Source organism: Actinoallomurus acanthiterrae (genome assembly GCF_054775715.1).
In genome coordinates this window covers 5770960-5786294 of the sequence record NZ_BAAHCO010000001.1, presented here as the reverse complement: position 1 = coordinate 5786294, position 15335 = coordinate 5770960, and the positions used below count along the sequence as shown (strand labels likewise).

The 15335-nt window shown below is 71.0% G+C and carries 13 protein-coding genes; 10 read left to right on the top strand and 3 right to left on the bottom strand.

Annotated elements, in window-relative coordinates; translation table 11 throughout:
* Nucleotides 1–33 precede the first annotated feature (33 nt).
* Nucleotides 34–201, top strand: a complete 168-nt coding sequence (locus ACYVF7_RS27405) for a hypothetical protein (RefSeq protein WP_460346407.1) — start codon at nucleotides 34–36, stop codon at nucleotides 199–201.
* A gap of 341 nt (nucleotides 202–542) precedes the next feature.
* Here ACYVF7_RS27405 and ACYVF7_RS27400 read toward each other — a convergent pair whose 3' ends face one another.
* Genes ACYVF7_RS27400 through ACYVF7_RS27390 form a run of 3 tightly spaced genes read right to left on the bottom strand, consistent with a single transcriptional unit; the run spans nucleotide 543 to nucleotide 2796 of the window.
* Nucleotides 543–962 (bottom strand): extracellular solute-binding protein, encoded by a 420-nt coding sequence (locus tag ACYVF7_RS27400; protein ID WP_460346405.1) that lies wholly within the window; start codon nucleotides 960–962, stop codon nucleotides 543–545.
* The gene (locus ACYVF7_RS27395) at nucleotides 908–1831 is read right to left on the bottom strand and encodes an extracellular solute-binding protein (protein ID WP_460346403.1); all 924 of its coding nucleotides are present in this window, start codon (nucleotides 1829–1831) and stop codon (nucleotides 908–910) included. The genes ACYVF7_RS27400 and ACYVF7_RS27395 overlap by 55 nt, the downstream gene beginning before the upstream one ends.
* A 2-nt stretch (nucleotides 1832–1833) precedes the next feature.
* Nucleotides 1834–2796 (bottom strand): PfkB family carbohydrate kinase, encoded by a 963-nt coding sequence (locus ACYVF7_RS27390; protein WP_460346401.1) that lies wholly within the window; start codon nucleotides 2794–2796, stop codon nucleotides 1834–1836.
* Between the two features lie 185 nt (nucleotides 2797–2981).
* On the opposite strand from ACYVF7_RS27390, the gene ACYVF7_RS27385 reads away from it, so the two are divergent.
* The 9 genes from ACYVF7_RS27385 to ACYVF7_RS27345 all read left to right on the top strand — a co-directional run bounded on the left by ACYVF7_RS27385 (nucleotide 2982) and on the right by ACYVF7_RS27345 (nucleotide 15332).
* Entirely contained in the window at nucleotides 2982–3734 is a 753-nt protein-coding gene (locus tag ACYVF7_RS27385) for a DeoR/GlpR family DNA-binding transcription regulator (protein ID WP_460346399.1), read from the top strand.
* Nucleotides 3731–5086 (top strand): 6-phospho-beta-glucosidase, encoded by a 1356-nt coding sequence (locus ACYVF7_RS27380; protein ID WP_460346397.1) that lies wholly within the window; start codon nucleotides 3731–3733, stop codon nucleotides 5084–5086. The genes ACYVF7_RS27385 and ACYVF7_RS27380 overlap by 4 nt, the downstream gene beginning before the upstream one ends.
* Entirely contained in the window at nucleotides 5086–8220 is a 3135-nt protein-coding gene (locus tag ACYVF7_RS27375) for an alpha-mannosidase (RefSeq protein ID WP_460346395.1), read from the top strand. Before ACYVF7_RS27380 ends, ACYVF7_RS27375 begins: the two co-directional genes overlap by 1 nt.
* A gap of 3 nt (nucleotides 8221–8223) precedes the next feature.
* Nucleotides 8224–9345, top strand: a complete 1122-nt coding sequence (locus tag ACYVF7_RS27370; RefSeq protein ID WP_460346393.1) for a glycoside hydrolase family 76 protein — start codon at nucleotides 8224–8226, stop codon at nucleotides 9343–9345.
* A 246-nt stretch (nucleotides 9346–9591) separates the two neighbouring features.
* On the top strand, nucleotides 9592–10236 hold the full coding sequence (locus ACYVF7_RS27365; RefSeq protein WP_460346391.1) for a hemerythrin domain-containing protein: 645 nt from the start codon (nucleotides 9592–9594) through the stop codon (nucleotides 10234–10236).
* A 23-nt stretch (nucleotides 10237–10259) separates the two neighbouring features.
* A complete protein-coding gene (locus ACYVF7_RS27360; RefSeq protein ID WP_460346389.1) occupies nucleotides 10260–11144 on the top strand; it encodes an NAD(P)H-binding protein in 885 nt (294 codons plus the stop codon).
* Nucleotides 11145–11242: 98 nt separating this feature from the next.
* The gene (locus ACYVF7_RS27355) at nucleotides 11243–11995 is read left to right on the top strand and encodes a FadR/GntR family transcriptional regulator (RefSeq protein WP_460346387.1); all 753 of its coding nucleotides are present in this window, start codon (nucleotides 11243–11245) and stop codon (nucleotides 11993–11995) included.
* Nucleotides 11996–12212: 217 nt separating this feature from the next.
* Nucleotides 12213–14219, top strand: coding sequence for a beta-galactosidase (locus ACYVF7_RS27350; protein WP_460346385.1), 2007 nt, complete (start codon nucleotides 12213–12215; stop codon nucleotides 14217–14219).
* Nucleotides 14220–14492: 273 nt separating this feature from the next.
* Entirely contained in the window at nucleotides 14493–15332 is an 840-nt protein-coding gene (locus tag ACYVF7_RS27345; RefSeq protein WP_460346383.1) for an ABC transporter substrate-binding protein, read from the top strand.
* Nucleotides 15333–15335 lie beyond the last annotated feature (3 nt).

Below are 15335 nucleotides of genomic sequence, written 5' to 3'. Positions count from 1 at the left end.
TACCCCGTCCACTGCCAGGTGATCAGCGACGCGATGACCAGCTTGATCGTGAAGCTGCCGGTCATCCAGCCGACGGCCGGGATGTGCAGCCACCGGAGGACATCGTTGATCAGGCCGACCTGGTTGGCGAACACGGAGCCGAAGAAGATCGCGACGGCCACGAGCGAGGTCACGTTGGGAATGAAGTACGCGATCCGGTAGAAGCCGCCGAGCCGCACCGCCGAGTTCAGCATGGCCGCGAGGACCAGCGCCAGCAGCAGCATCGGCACGGTCGACAGGAACCAGATGGCGAACGTGTTGGTCAGCGACTGCCAGAAGAGGCTGTCCTTGACCAGGAACTTGAAGTTCTGCAGCCCGACGAACTGCATGGGCCCCAGGCCGTTCCACTTCTGGAACGCCAGATAGAGCGAGAACAGCACGGGGCCCAGCATGAACACGGCGAACAGCACGTAGAACGGCGAGATCGCGAGGTACTGCGGCCAGAAGGTCCGCAGCGCCCCCTTCTTACCCGGTCCTTTGGTGACGGCCCGCATAGCGGCCATCTAGTTCACGCCCTGGCGCTGGGCGACCTGCTTCGCGGTACTCACCGCGTCCGACCAGGCCTTCTCGGGGTCCTTGTGCTTGGCCCAGACGTTCTTCAGCTCGGACTGGAACGGGTCGGAGACCGCGGCGTCGGACGGCGCCTCGTACTGGGCCTGGATCTTCTGCGCGGCGGGCGCGAAGATCTCGATCGCCTTCTGGCCGCCGAAGAACGGGACGGGCGCGGTCATCGTGGGCAGCGTGTAGCTTCCCGTGTTGGCCGGGAAATTTCCGTTGTCGACCCAGGTCTGGGCCTCGTTCTGCGGGTTGAGCAGCCAGGTGATGATCTCGAAGGCCAGCTTGTGGTCGCCGCCCTGCGCGGGGATGGTCAGGAACGAACCGCCGAAGTTGGCGGCCCGCCCGGCATGCTCGCCACGCGCCACTTGCCCGAGGTCTTGGGGGCGGCCTGCACCAGGTCGAGGTAGTGCCAGGCGGCGCCGACCGAGCTGGCGGCCGTGCCGTTGTTGTAGGCCGCGTTCGAGTCGGTGCTGCCCGGGTCGGCGAACGGTTGCACGATGCCGAGCTGCATGGCCTTGATCGACCGGTCCCAGGCCGTACGGATATGGTCCTGGTCGCCGATGAAGTGGTTGTTCTCGTCGATGAACCGCTTCGTGCCCTGCTGGACCGTGTAGGTGAACGGCGAGGTGCCGTCGTCGATCATGAAGGCCTTCGGGTTGGCCTTCTTGAGCTTCACTCCGAGCGCGAAGTAGTCATCCCAGGTGGACGCGGCGGCGAACACCTCCTTGGGGTCGGTCGGCAGCCCCGCCTTGGCGAAGACGTCCTGCCGGTAGAACAGCGCGCAGGGGCCGATGTCGATGGGCAGGCCGAGCAGCTTGCCGTCCTTGGTCGTGGCCTGCTTCAGCTTCCACCCCACGTACTGTGAAGTGATCTTGTCGGCGCCGAGGGTGTTGAGGTCGACGAACTGGTCGGCGTAGTTGCCCTTGAACGACGCGATGTCCTCGCCCTTGACCCCGGTGATCGACGGCAGGAACGCGCGGCTGGTCATAGTGGTGACCAGCTTCTGCTTGAAATCCCCTCCGATGACGGACGGGGTCACCTTGGTCTGGGTGAAGTGCGCGACCGCGTTCTTGAGGACGTTCGGGCTGATGCAGCCGTCCCAGACCCAGATGGCCATCTTCTTGCCGGCCAGGCTGGCCGAGCCGGCACCGGAGCCGCTGCCACAGGCGCTCGCGGCGAGTCCCGCGCCGGTGAGCAGGCCGGCCTGGAGCAGTCTTCTGCGTGTGAGTTCCATCTTCATGGCCCTTCGAGGGGTGGGATGACGTCGGAGAGGAACGCGTAGTCGCGGAGGATCTTTGGGTCGTCGGCCGCGGAGCGGGCGGAGCGCCACCAGGCGGCGATGCCCGTCCAGCCGGGTGCGGACAGGGATCCGCCGGGCCGCTGAAGCGACAGCGCGGCGGACAGGTTGGCGAAGCGCAGCCGGTCGGCGAGCGGCCAGCCGGCGAGCGTGGCGGCGACGAGGCTCGCGCCGAACACGTCGCCCGCCCCGGTCGGGTCGACCGCGTCGACAGAAAGCCCGGTCACCGACGCGGTCTCGCCGGTGGACCCGTCGATGGCGATCACGCCGTCGGCGCCACGGGTGACGACGGCGAGCGGGACGAACTCGGCCAGCCGCGCGACGGCGGCCTCCGCGCTGTCGGTGCGGGTGTAGGCCATCGCCTCCCATTCGTTGGGCAGGAAGGCGTGGAAGCGGGCGAGCCGGGCGAGGACGTCCGGGGCCCACTGCCCGGACGGGTCCCAGCCGAGGTCGGCGAAGATCAGGCCCAGGTCGGCGCCGTCGAGCCAGGGAACCGGCTCGGGCCCGACGTGCAGCACGGTCGCGCGGGCCGGCGGCGGGGCGACCGGCAGGTCCGGCGGTGTCGTGCCGTGGCTGACGAGGGCGCGATCGCCGTCGTAGGCGAGCGAGACCGTCACGGGCGTGGCCCAGTCGGCGAAGCGGCGGGACCAGGACAGGTCGACCCCTTCGGCGTCGAGGGTCTCCCAGCAGTCCCGGCCGTGCCGGTCGTCGCCGAACGCCGCCGCCATCCCGACGCGCACGCCGAGACGAGCGAGCGTGACCGCGAAGTTGGCGATGCCGCCGGGACCCGCGCCCATGCCGGTGGTCCACGTCTCCGTGCCCGGCTTGGGCGGCCGGTCCAGGCCGGTCAGCACCAGGTCGTGGAACAGCAGCCCGGAGACGAAGACGTCGACATCGTCCACGGGGAGAGCGGTGCTCGTTCGCCCGTCACGATCCGTTCGCGCAACGCCGGAATCGCCCATCGAAATGACCTTGAGGTAGGGGGTGGGGGTTACGAATACGCAGCATCGTGGCGAACTGCGCACAACCGCGCAAGAGTTTGAATGAAAATTTTCATCTTTGCGCGACTTGGGTCTAGAGTGCTCCCATGCTTAGGGATCAACGGCACGAGCTGATCCTGCGCATCCTGCGCACAGACGGCGCCGCCACCGTCGAGGATCTCGCCGCCCGGCTGGACACCAGCCAGGCCACCATCCGCCGTGACCTGGTCCAACTGGACGAGGACGGCTTGCTGCGGCGTGTCTATGGCGGCGCGGTACCCACCGATGACCGCGACGATCCGTTCCTCGACGTGGCCGCCGTGCACGCCGCGGAGAAGGACAAGATCGCGAAACGCTGCGCAGAACTGATCAAAGACGATGAGACCGTCCTGATCGACATCGGCACTACCGCGCACCGTGTCGCCCGCCAGCTGCGCGGCCGGTCTCTCACCGTCGTCACCAGCAGCCTCGCCGTCGCCGAGGAGCTGGAGGACGAACCGGACATCCAGCTGATGCTGCTCGGCGGAATGCTCCGGCGGGAGTACCGGTCACTGGTGGGATTCATGACCGAGGACAACATCCGGCAGCTCCATGCCGACCGGCTCATCCTGGGCGCCAGCGGCGTACGCCCGACCGGTCACGTCATGGACACCACCGTGATCGAGGTCCCCGTGAAACGCGCCATGCTCGCGGTGAGCGACCAGGTCATCCTGGTCGCCGACGTCGGCAAGTTCCCCGGCAAGGGCATGGCCAAGGTCTGCGGCCCCGCAGATCTCGACATCGTGGTGACGAACGCCCCCGCCGATCCGGCGACGGCCGCAGTCCTGCGCGAATCCGGCGTTGAGGTGATCGAGGTATGAGATTGACCATTCTCGGCGGTGGCGGGTTCCGCGTGCCGCTGGTGTACCGGGCACTGCTGGCCGACGAGGGCAAGGGGCGCGTCACCGACGTCGTCCTGTACGACCTCGACCCCGCCCGTACGGGCGTGATCCGTCAGGTCCTCGCCGAGCAGGCCGCCGGCTTCTCCGACCCGCCGCGCGTCACCGTCACCACCGACCTCGACGAGGCCCTGACCGGCGCGGACTTCGTGTTCTCCGCGATCCGGGTCGGCGGGCTCCCGGGCCGGGCCACCGACGAGCGGCTGGCGCTCGAGGAGGGCGTGCTCGGCCAGGAGACCGTCGGCGCGGGCGGCATCGCGTACGGCCTGCGCACCATCCCGGTCGCGGTCGACATCGCCCGCCGCGTCGCCGAGCGCGCCCCGGACGCCTGGGTCATCAACTTCACCAACCCGGCCGGCACGGTCACCGAGGCGATGTCCCGCCACCTCGGCGACCGCGTCATCGGCATCTGCGACTCCCCGGTCGGCCTCGGCCGCCGGGTCGCCGCCGCGCTCGGCGTCGAGTCGGAGAGCGTCTGGTTCGACTACGCGGGCCTGAACCACCTCGGCTGGCTGCGCGCGGTCCGCGTCGACGGCCGCGACGTGCTCCCGAGCCTCCTGGCCGACGACGCCGCGTTGGCCTCCTTCGAGGAGGGCCGACTGTTCGGCGGCGAGTGGCTGCGCGCCATCGGCGCCGTCCCCAACGAGTACCTGCACTATTACTACTTCGACCGCGACGCGGTCGCCGCGGCCCGCGAGGCGCCCAGGACCCGGGGCGCCCTCGTCCTGCACCAGCAGCGCGACTTCTACGCCCGCACCGCGGACACCCCCGGGTCCGCGCTGGAGTCCTGGGAGACCACGCGGATGGCCCGCGAGACGACCTACATGGCGGAGAACCGCGAGGCCGCCGGCGCGGGCGAACGCGAGTCGTGCGACCTGGAGTCCGGTGGGTACGAGAACGTCGCGCTCGCACTGATGCGCGCCATCGCGCAGGACGAGCGCACCACGCTCATCCTCAACGTCCGCGGTCGCGGGGCCCTGCCCGGCCTCGACGACGACGCCGTCGTCGAGGTGCCCTGCCTCGTCGACGCCAACGGCGCCCGCCCCATCGCCTGCGCGCCCCTCGCCGACCACCAGCTCGGCCTGGTCACCTCGGTGAAGGCCGTCGAACGCGCGATGCTCGAGGCCGCGACCACCGGGTCCCGCTCGGCCGCGCTGCGCGCCCTGGCGACCCACCCGCTCGTCGACTCCGTCGCCGTCGCCCGCCGCCTCCTGGAACGTTACGAAGACCACTTCCCGCAACTCGCCTACCTGCGCTCGACGGGAGCCCGCTGATGCACGACGACCGCCGGCAGGTCGAAGACCGGATCGACCGCGTCCTCCGCGAACGCATCGCCCCCGCCACGTACGCCGCCCGGCTGCCGCTGACGCTGGAGATCTGGCACGTCCCGGACGAGCCGGTGCCGGTCGCCGAGGCCCTCACCGCGACGTACACCTCGTTCCAGGCCGGCACCCGGTGGGGCCGGCCCTGGTCCACCAGCTGGCTGCGCGCCACCGGCACCGTGCCGGCCGAGTGGGCCGGGCGCCGCGTGGAGGCGGTGTTCGACCTCGGCTTCGTCGGCGACTGGCCCGGCAACCAGGCCGAGGCGCTGGTCTACGACCTGACGGGCCGGCCGATCAAGGGTCTCGAGCCGATGAACCAGTACGTCCCGGTCGCCGCCCCGGCGTCCGGCGGCGAGCAGGCCGGTCTCCTGCTGGAGATGGCCGCCAACCCCGACATCCTGGCGAACGGCTTCACGCCCACGCCGCTGGGCGACAAGGCCACCGCCGGGACCGACCCGCTCTACCGGTTCGCCGCCGCCGACCTGGCCGTCCTCGACGAGGACGTCTGGCACCTGCGCCTCGACACCGAGGTCCTGGCCGGGCTCATGCGCGAACTGTCCACCGACGACCCGCGCCGCCACGAGATCCTGCGCGCCCTCGAGCGGATGCTGGACGAGCTCGACATCCACGACGTCGCCGGCACGGCGGCCCGCGCCCGTACCCACCTGGCGGACGCGCTGGCCAAGCCCGCGCACGCGAGCGCGCACACCGTCTCGGGGACCGGGCACGCGCACATCGACAGCGCGTGGTTGTGGCCGATCCGGGAGACCCGGCGCAAGACCGGCCGGACCTTCGCCAACGTCACCGCGCTGGCGCGTGACTACCCGGAGTTCGTGTTCTCCTGCTCCCAGGCCCAGCAGTACGCCTGGGTCAAGGAGCACCACCCTGAGGTCTTCCAACGGATCCGGGAGGCGATCAAGGCCGGTCAGTGGGTGCCGGTCGGCGGCATGTGGGTCGAGGCCGACGGCAACCTGCCCGGCGGTGAGGCCCTGGCCCGCCAGCTCATCCACGGCAAGCGGTTCTTCCTCGAGGAGTTCGGGGTGGAGACCCGGGGCGTGTGGCTGCCCGACTCGTTCGGCTACACCGCGGCGTACCCGCAGCTGTCCGTGCTCGCCGGCAACGAGTGGTTCCTCACCCAGAAGATCTCCTGGAACCAGACCAACAAGTTCCCGCACCACACGTTCTGGTGGGAGGGCATCGACGGCACGCGGATCTTCACGCACTTCCCGCCCGCCGACACCTACAACGGCACGTTCGAGGCCAAGGAGCTGGCGCACGCCGTGCGCAACTACGCCGACAAGGGCGGCGGCACGCGGTCGCTGCTGCCGTTCGGGCACGGCGACGGCGGGGGCGGCCCGACCCGGGAGATGCTGGAGAAGGCCCGGCGGCTGCGCGACCTCGAAGGCTCCCCGAAGGTCGTGATCGAGGACCCGAACGACTTCTTCGCCGCCGCCCGCGCCGAGTACCCCGACGCGCCGGTCTGGTCCGGCGAGCTGTACTTGGAACTGCACCGCGCCACGTACACCAGCCAGGCCCGGACCAAGGCCGGCAACCGGCGCAGCGAGCACCTGCTCCGGGAGGCGGAGCTGTGGTCGGCGACCGCCGCGATCGTCGCCGGATCGCCCTACCCGTACGACGAGCTCGACCGGCTGTGGAAGATCGTGCTGCTGAACCAGTTCCACGACATCCTGCCGGGCAGCTCGATCGCCTGGGTGCACCGCGAGGCGGAGGCCACGTACGCGCGGGTCCGCGCCGACCTCGAAGCGGTCATCGAGGACGCCGTGACCGCTGTGGCCGGGGATGAGCCGGGCGGATGGGTGTTCAACACGAGCCCGCGCGACCGTGCCGAAGTGGTGACCGTCCCGGCCGCCCTCGCCACCGATCAGGAGGCGCAGGTCCTGGCCGACGGGTCGGCGGCCGTCTTCACCGCGGTCCCGGCCTCGGGCATCGCGCGGCTCGGCGCCGAATCGGCGCCCGCGCCGGTCACGGTGTCCGCAGCCGACGGCGGGCACGTGCTCGACAACGGCCTGATCAGGGTGGCGATCGACGAGGACGGTCTGCTCGCCTCGGTGTACGACCTCGCGGCCGATCGCGAGGTGCTCGCTCCCGGCGCCCGCGGCAACCTGCTGCAACTGCACACCGACCTGCCGAACCACTGGGACGCCTGGGACATCGACCGCCACTACCGGCGGCGGCACACCGACCTGACCGGCGCGGACGCCGTCGTCGTCGTGGAGCGGGGACCGCTGGTCGCCGCCGTACGGGTCACGCGGACCTTCGGCGCGTCGGCGGTGACGCAGACCGTCACCGTCACCGCGGGCAGCCCCGGCGTGCGGATCGACACCGAGATCGACTGGCACGAGCGGGAGAAGATCCTCAAGGCGGCGTTCCCGCTCGACGTGCACGCGGACCGCTCCGCCGCCGAGATCCAGTTCGGGCACGTGTTCCGGCCCACGCACACCAACACCAGCTGGGACGCCGCCCGCTTCGAGGTCTCCGGGCACCGCTGGCTCCACGTCGCCGAACCCGGCTACGGCGTCGCGCTGTTGAACGACTCCACGTACGGACATGACGTCACCCGCGCCACCCGGTCCGACGGCGGCACGACCACGACCGCCCGGCTCAGCCTCGTCCGCGCGCCGCGCTGCCCCGACCCCGAGGCCGACCAGGGACGGCACCGGATGACGTACACGCTGCTGCCCGGCGCGAGCGTGGCCGACGCCGTGAGCGGCGGGTACGCCCTCAACCTGCCGCTGCGCGCTGCCCCCGGCGCCGGCGCTCCCCCGGCGCCGCTCGTGCGGGTCGATGGCGACGCCGTCGTGGTCGAGGCGGTCAAGCTCGCCGACGACCGGTCCGGCGACGTGGTCGTCCGGCTGTACGAGTCGCTGGGCGGCCGGGCGAGCACTCACCTGCGCGCGTCGTTCCCGGTCGGCGGCGTGGCGGTCACCGACCTGCTGGAGCGGCCGCTGCCCGGCTCGGTCACGGCCGCCGAGGACGGCGCGATTCCGCTCACGCTCCGCCCTTTCCAGGTGCTCACCCTGCGGCTGCGCAGGCCGGTGGGCCCGGCCCCCTCCCTTGGAGAGTGAAAGATGACCGAACGCAGGCGTAACGCGAGCAGGGGTCTGATCTGCCTCGTGGCGGCCGTCGTCATGGCGCTGACCGTGACCCTGCCCGCCCGGGCCTCGACGGACGGAGCGTCGACGGCGCGCTCCCGGGCCACCGCGGCCGTGTCCGCGATGATGGGCTTCTACGACGAGTCCACCGGCCGCTGGGACTCCGACGCGCCGTGGTGGCAGTCGGGCAACGCGCTGCAGGCGCTTCTCGACTACATGGTGAAGACGCGCTCGACGCAGTACATGCCGCAGGTGCTGAACACCGTCGAACTCCAGCGCAAGCCCCTGCCCTGGTGGCCTCAGGGCGGCGGGGAGTTCCGCGCGGACTCCACCGACGACACCGGCTGGTGGGCGCTGGCCATGGTCCGCCTGTACGACCTCACCCACGACCGGCGGTACCTCGACATCGCCAAGACCGATGAGGCGTACATGCGCCAGTACTGGGACGGGACCTGCGACGGCGGCATCTGGTGGGACCTGCCCGGCAAGACCTACAAGAACGCCATCAGCAACGAGCTGTACCTCCAGCTCACCGCGTCCCTGCACAACCGCATCCCCGGCGACCGGACCTACCTGTCCCACGCGCTCCAGGAATGGCGCTGGTTCGCCCAGACCGGAATGATCAACAGCGGGCACCTGGTCAACGACGGCCTGCAGACGCAGAGCGGGAGCTGCGCCAGTAACGGCGGCACCACCTGGACGTACAACCAGGGCGTCGTCCTCGGCGGTCTCACCGAGCTGTACCGCGCCACCCATGACGCGAACCTGCTCACCACCGCCGGTCAGATCGCCCACGCCGTCATCGCCAGCCCCGACCTGTCCCCGGGCGGCATCCTGACGGAGCCCTGCGAGCCGGCCGGCACCTGCAACTCCGACCAGTCCGCGTTCAAGGGCGTCTTCGCCCGCAACCTCGCCGAACTCGACAAGGTCACGCCCGCCCACCCCTACCGCGGCTACCTACTCATCCAGGCCCGGTCGGCGTACGACCACGACCGGAACGGCTCGGAACAGTACGGGCTGCACTGGGCCGGGCCGTTCGACCAGGCGAGCATCGCCCGCCAGGAGTCGGCCGTGAGCCTGCTCACCGCCACCCTGTAAGACGACTCGGCCGGGAGGCCGGGAGGCGATGCCTCCCGGCCTCCCGGCATGTTCGGCGCGGATACCGCCGCTCACGAACGGCCTCACGCCCGTCCTCCTCGACGGCCAGAATTATGAGTTTCATATGATATGAAATTCATGTATGTTGGTCGTCGGGAAGCCGCGCCCGGCATACGCCGGAAGCACGGCCGCGGCGTGGGCACGCCGCGGCCGGGCGACCCCCGCGAACGAGCACAGGGAGCTCCGATGACCAGTAACGACACCGGGCGTCGACGCCCGCGGCAAGGCGAGGTCGACTTCACCTTCATGTACGCCGGCCACGACGCGTTCAACCGCGACCTGCGCCGTCTGTCCACGGCGATCCGGACCGGCCGAGCCGGTGACCCGGCGGTGCGCACCGGGTGGGAGACCTTCAAGCACCAGCTGCACATCCACCACACCGTCGAGGACGAGGCGCTCTGGCCGCCGCTGCGCGCGCGGGTGCGCCGGCTCACCGAGGTGGAGCTGCTGGACGCGATGGAGGCCGAGCACGCCCTCATCGATCCGCTGCTCTCCCAGGTCGACGCCGCGCTCGCCGCCGGCGACCCGGTGGCCGCCGACGAACTCGCCTCGACGCTGGCCGCGCACATGGAGCATGAGGAGACCGAGGCCCTGCCGCTCGTCGAGACGTACCTGGGGGCCGAGGGCTGGCAGGCGTTCGGCGCCGCGATCAGGAAGCGGCAGGGTCTGAAAGGCGCGGCCGAGTTCCTCCCCTGGTTGCTCGACGACGCGCCGGCCGACCTCACCCGGCGGGTGCTCGGCGAACTGCCCATGCCCGCCCGGCTGCTCTACCGGGCGAGGTGGCGGCCGGCCTACGCCCGCACACCACGGTGGAACGCGGCGACGGCCTGACCTCTCGCAGAAAGGCCTTGATCATGATTCTGGTAACCGGAGCGACCGGCACCATCGGACGTCCCCTGCTCGAGCTGCTCGCCGGCGAGGGCGCCAGGGTGCGCGCCGTCACCCGCGATCCGGAGACCACCGGCCTCCCCGCCGGCGTCGAGGTCGTCACCGGCGACCCGTCGCGGCCCGACACGATCGCCGCGTTCCTGGACGGCGTCACCGCCGTCTTCCTGCACCCGCGCGCCGCCGGACAGGCCGCCGGCGACCTGCTGGCGCTCGCCCGGGAGCGCGGCGTCGAACGGGTGGTGGCGCTCTCGGCCATCAACGTCGACGACGCCCCGGCCGAGCAGCCGTCGCGCTTCCAGGGGGACCGGAACAAGGAGGCCGAGGACGCCGCTGTCGCGAGCGGACTGGAGTGGGTCAGCCTGCGGCCTGCCTCCTTCGCCGTCAACACGCTCCGCACCTGGGCCCCTCAGATCCGCGCGGGTGACGTCGTACGAGGCCCGTACGCGGGCTTCGCCGAGCCGCTCATCCACGAACGGGACGTCGCGGAGGTCGGCGCCCGAGCGCTGCTGGACGGTGGCCTGGCGGGCCGGAGGCTACGGCTCACCGGCCCGCGGTCGCTGTCCCATGAGCAGCTCGTGACCATCATCGGCGAGGTGATCGGCAGGCCACTGCGCTACGAAGAGGTCCCGGCGGAGGCGTTCGCGCGGAGCCTGTCCGAGCGCGGCCTCCCGAAGCCCTTCGTCGAGGCGCTGATGGCCCGGTACGCCCGGGGCTCCGGACCGGCCGAGGTCGTCACCGACGAGGTGGAGAAGATCCTCGGCCGTCCCGCCCGGACCTACGCCGAGTGGGTCGCCGGCCATGCCGCCGCCTTCCGCGGCTCTGCGGCCGGAAACGTCGGACGTGGGATGTAACGACGACAGGACGCGTACGATGCTCGGAAGGCGCGGCGACGGGCACATCCGGACGTAGGGTGGGAGCTTATGATCCCGCGCGTTGCCGGGAGGTGCGAGTGACGGACAGGCAGGCCCCGCGCGGCCTTGCGCGGCGGGTCGGTGGACAGGTCCAGCATGAGATCATGCAGCTGATCCTCGACCGGCACCTGCGGTCCGGCGACCCTCTGCCGACCGAGACGGAGCTGATGGAGGACCTCGGCGTCAGCCGCAACTCCGTCCGCGAGGCGCTGAAGGGCCTGCAGGCGCTCGACATCGTCGAGGTCCGCCACGGCTACGGCACGTACGTCGGGCAGCTGTCGCTCACTCCTCTCGCCGACGGCCTGACCTTCCGCACGCTGCACGAGCTGGGCAGCGACGTCCGCGCGCTGAGCGAGATCCTCCAGGTCCGGGAGATCCTTGAGGCCGGACTGATCAGGCGCGTCGCCACCACCATCCCCGAAGAGGACCTCGCCGCGCTGGACGCCGTCGTCCGCCGGATGGAGACGCGGGCAAAGGCCGGTGAGACCTTCGCGGAAGAGGACCGGCAGTTCCACGAGCTGCTGTACCGCTCGCTCGGCAACGCCCTCGTCCCGCAGTTCCTCGAGGTGTTCTGGAAGGTCTTCGACCGCGTGTCGGGCATCCGCGGCTGGAACCACGACCCTTCCCCCATCGGCACCGTCCGGCGGCACCGCGCGATCGTCACCGCGCTGCGGCGGCGCGACGTCGAAGCGGCCGAGCAGGCGCTGAGCAAGCACTTCCGCAACATCGACACCCGAGTGGAGAAGGCCGCCCGCCGCGACCGGCCCGCCGACGAGTCCGACCGCGGCTGACCTGGTCGGCGCCGATCGCGGCCTGACGACCGGTCAGGCCTCCCGCGCATCGGTAGCGGCCCGAGGTAACGGCCGGGCCTCTTGACCCCTTTTTCGGCTTGCGGTTATGTTACGACGGACGTGGGACGTCCTATGTCCGGCTAGGACGTCCCATGTCACGCAGCCAGAGGGCGGCCGGACGCCTGGATCGGAACCACGACAAGGAAGCAGCGGGAACGTGAACAGGATCGACGGCCTCCGGGACCGCCTGGGGCGCATCGCGTACGGCGGTGACTACAACCCCGAGCAGTGGCCCGAGCACGTCTGGGACGAGGACCTCCGGCTGATGAAGGAGGCCGGCGTCTCGCTGATCAGCGTCGGGATCTTCTCCTGGGCCACCGTGGAGCCCGAGCCGGGGGCGTACGACTTCGGCTGGCTGGACCGCGTGATGGACCTGCTCGCCGACGGCGGCGTCGCCGCGTGCCTGGCCACGATGACGGCCTCCCCGCCGCCCTGGCTCACCGCGCGGCACCCCGAGATCCTGCCGATCGGCGCCGACGGCACGCGGATGTGGCCGGGCGGGCGGCAGCACTACTGCCCGTCGAGCCCGGTCTACCGCGAGCACGCCGCGGGTCTGGCCGAGCGGGTCGCGACCCGCTACACCGGCCACCCCGCTCTGGCGCTGTGGCACGTCGGCAACGAGTACGGCAACGTCGCCCCCTGCTACTGCGACGTCTCCGCCGACGCGTTCCGGCGCTGGCTGCGGGAGCGGTACGGCTCGGTGGACGCCCTCAACGACGCCTGGTCGACGACGTTCTGGTCGCAGCGGTACGCCTCGTTCGACGAGGTGCTGCCGCCGCGCAGCCCCGCGCCGTTCGCCAACCCCGCCCACGCCGTCGACTACGCGCGGTTCTCCTCCGACGAGCTGCTCGCCTGCTACCTCATCGAGAAGGAGGTCCTGCGGCGGGTGAGCCCGGACGTGCCCGTGATGACGAACTTCCCGCCGTCGCTGCGGCCCGCCGACCTGTGGACGTGGGCGCCGCACCTGGACGTCGTCGCCTACGACGCCTACCCCGACCCGTACGACGCCGCAGCCGACGCCAAGGTCGCCTTCTCCTACGACGTCATGCGCTCGCTGCGCGAAGGGCAGCCCTGGCTGCTGATGGAGCAGGCGCCGAGCGCGGTCAACTGGCGCGCCCGCAACGCCCCCAAGCCCGCGGGCGCCATGCGGCTGTGGAGCTGGCAGGCCGTCGCGCACGGGGCGGACGCGGTGATGTTCTTCCAGTGGCGGCAGTCCCGGGGCGGCGCCGAGAAGTTCCACTCGGCGATGGTCCCGCACGGCGGACCCACCGGCCGGGTCTTCGAGGAGGTCCGTGAGCTCGGGCAGGAGCTCGCCGCCACGACGGCGCTGCCGGGCGCGCGGGCCCCACGCGCGGACGTCGCGCTCGTGCTGGACTGGCCGAACTGGTGGGCGCTCGAGCAGGACGCCCACCCGAGCGCGGACGTGCGGTTCCTGGACGCCGCCTGGGCACTGCACGGCCCGCTGTACGACGCGAGCGTCGCCTGCGACGTCGTCCGCCCGGACGCCGACCTGTCCGCCTACCGGCTCGTCGTCGTCCCCAACCTCTACCTGGTCGACGAGGAGGCCGCCCGCGGCCTCGAGCGATACGTCGAGGACGGCGGCACGCTGGTGATGTCGTTCTTCTCCGGCATCGTCGACCGGCACGACCGGGTGCATCTCGGCGGCTACCCCGGGCCGTTCCGGCGGGTGCTGGGGCTGCGCGTCGAGGAGTTCGGGCCGCTGCCGGAGTCCGGGACGATCGAGCTGTCCCAGGGCACCGGCAGCGTCTGGTCGGAGTACGTACACCTGGAGGGCGCCGAGGCCGTCGAGCACTTCACGACGGGCGAGCCGGCCGGGCGGCCGGCGGTCACCCGCCATCGGTACGGCCGGGGCACCGCGTGGTACCTGGCCACCCGGCCCGACCCGGTGACGATGCGCCGCCTCGTCGACCGGATCCGCGAGGAGGCGGGCGCTCGCCCCGTCCTGCCGGGGCTGCCGGAGGGCGTCCAGGCGCGGGCCCGGGTCACCGATGACGGGCCGTGCTACATCGTCCTGAACCATCGGACCACCCCCGTGACGGTCGACCTTCCCGGCCCGATGAGCGACCTCTTGAGCGGCACGGACGCCGCCGACACCGTACGGCTCGCGCCCCGCGGCGTCGCGGTCCTCCGCCCGGCCGGCTGACGACACAGGCCCCGTACCGGCCCTCTCCCTGACCTGGGAGAGGGCCGGTGGCATTCGCGGCCATCGGCCGGCGAAAAGTCGGGCTCGGCGAGGTCTTGACGACGTTACGCCTGCGTGAGAACGTTCTCTGCATTGAAGCGAGAGAACGTTCTCTCGGTCGCCGGCCAGCGTCGTTCGGCCTTCGATACGCACGCCACTTCAGCACCGCGTCCGGTGCCCTCTCCCCTCCCCAGTCCTCCCGGCCGTAACGCCGTTTCCCCGACGCATTGGAGAATGATGAGAAAGCCTTCCACCGCGCGAGCGGCGATCGCCGCGATCGCGGTTTCCCTGCTCGCGGTGACCGGCTGCGGCTCCGGCTCGAAGACGCAGGCCGCGCAGGCCGGCGTCGCCAAGGCGGGCGTCCTCAAGGTCGGCACCACCAACAACATGAAGCCGTACGCCTACGAGGAGAACGGCAAGCTCGCCGGCTTCGAGATCGACCTGATCAACGCCGTCGCGCAGAAACTGAACCTCAAGACGAATTTCGTCTCCCTCGACTTCTCCGCGCTGCTGCCCGCCGTCAACAACCGGCAGTTCGACACGGCCGCCGCCGCCGTCGGCATCACCGCGCCGCGCAAGAAGATGGTCGACTTCTCCGACGGCTACCTCGCCGGCGACTTCGGCGTGCTGACCCGCCCGGACAGCGGCATCACCTCCGACGTCGGCACGGTGAAGGGCAAGAAGATCGCGGTCCTGCAAGGCTCGATCGAGGACGCCAACGCGAACACCTTCATCCCCGGCGCGAACGTCGTGCGGTTCCCCGACGACAACTCCGCCGACCTGGCCCTGAAGAACAAGAGGGTCGACGCGTTCTTCAACGACTTCGACCCGAACCTGGCCATCATCAAGAAGTACCCCGACCTGCACCTCGTCCAGCCGATCACCATCCCGGCGACGGCCTTCCCCGCCGGATGGGCGGTGCGCAAGGGCAACACCAAGCTGGTCACGGCGCTCAACGGCGCGCTCAAGCAGGTCGTCTCCGAGGGCACCTGGCTGAAGCTGTACAAGCAGTACTTCCCGCAGGACCCGGTGCCTACGAGCAGCCAGCTGCCGCCGTACACCGCCAAGGGATAAGTC

Excerpts from the sequence above, each read along its gene's own strand:
- ACYVF7_RS27385 (WP_460346399.1), top strand. The coding sequence starts at position 2,982 with ATGCTTAGGGATCAACGGCACGAGCTGATCCTGCGCATCCTGCGCACA.
- ACYVF7_RS27375 (WP_460346395.1), top strand. The coding sequence starts at position 5,086 with ATGCACGACGACCGCCGGCAGGTCGAAGACCGGATCGACCGCGTCCTC.
- ACYVF7_RS27380 (WP_460346397.1), top strand. The coding sequence starts at position 3,731 with ATGAGATTGACCATTCTCGGCGGTGGCGGGTTCCGCGTGCCGCTGGTG.
- ACYVF7_RS27395 (WP_460346403.1), bottom strand. The coding sequence starts at position 1,831 with ATGGAACTCACACGCAGAAGACTGCTCCAGGCCGGCCTGCTCACCGGC.
- ACYVF7_RS27365 (WP_460346391.1), top strand. The coding sequence starts at position 9,592 with ATGACCAGTAACGACACCGGGCGTCGACGCCCGCGGCAAGGCGAGGTC.
- ACYVF7_RS27345 (WP_460346383.1), top strand. The coding sequence starts at position 14,493 with ATGATGAGAAAGCCTTCCACCGCGCGAGCGGCGATCGCCGCGATCGCG.
- ACYVF7_RS27405 (WP_460346407.1), top strand. The coding sequence starts at position 34 with ATGACCAGCTTGATCGTGAAGCTGCCGGTCATCCAGCCGACGGCCGGG.
- ACYVF7_RS27360 (WP_460346389.1), top strand. The coding sequence starts at position 10,260 with ATGATTCTGGTAACCGGAGCGACCGGCACCATCGGACGTCCCCTGCTC.
- ACYVF7_RS27370 (WP_460346393.1), top strand. The coding sequence starts at position 8,224 with ATGACCGAACGCAGGCGTAACGCGAGCAGGGGTCTGATCTGCCTCGTG.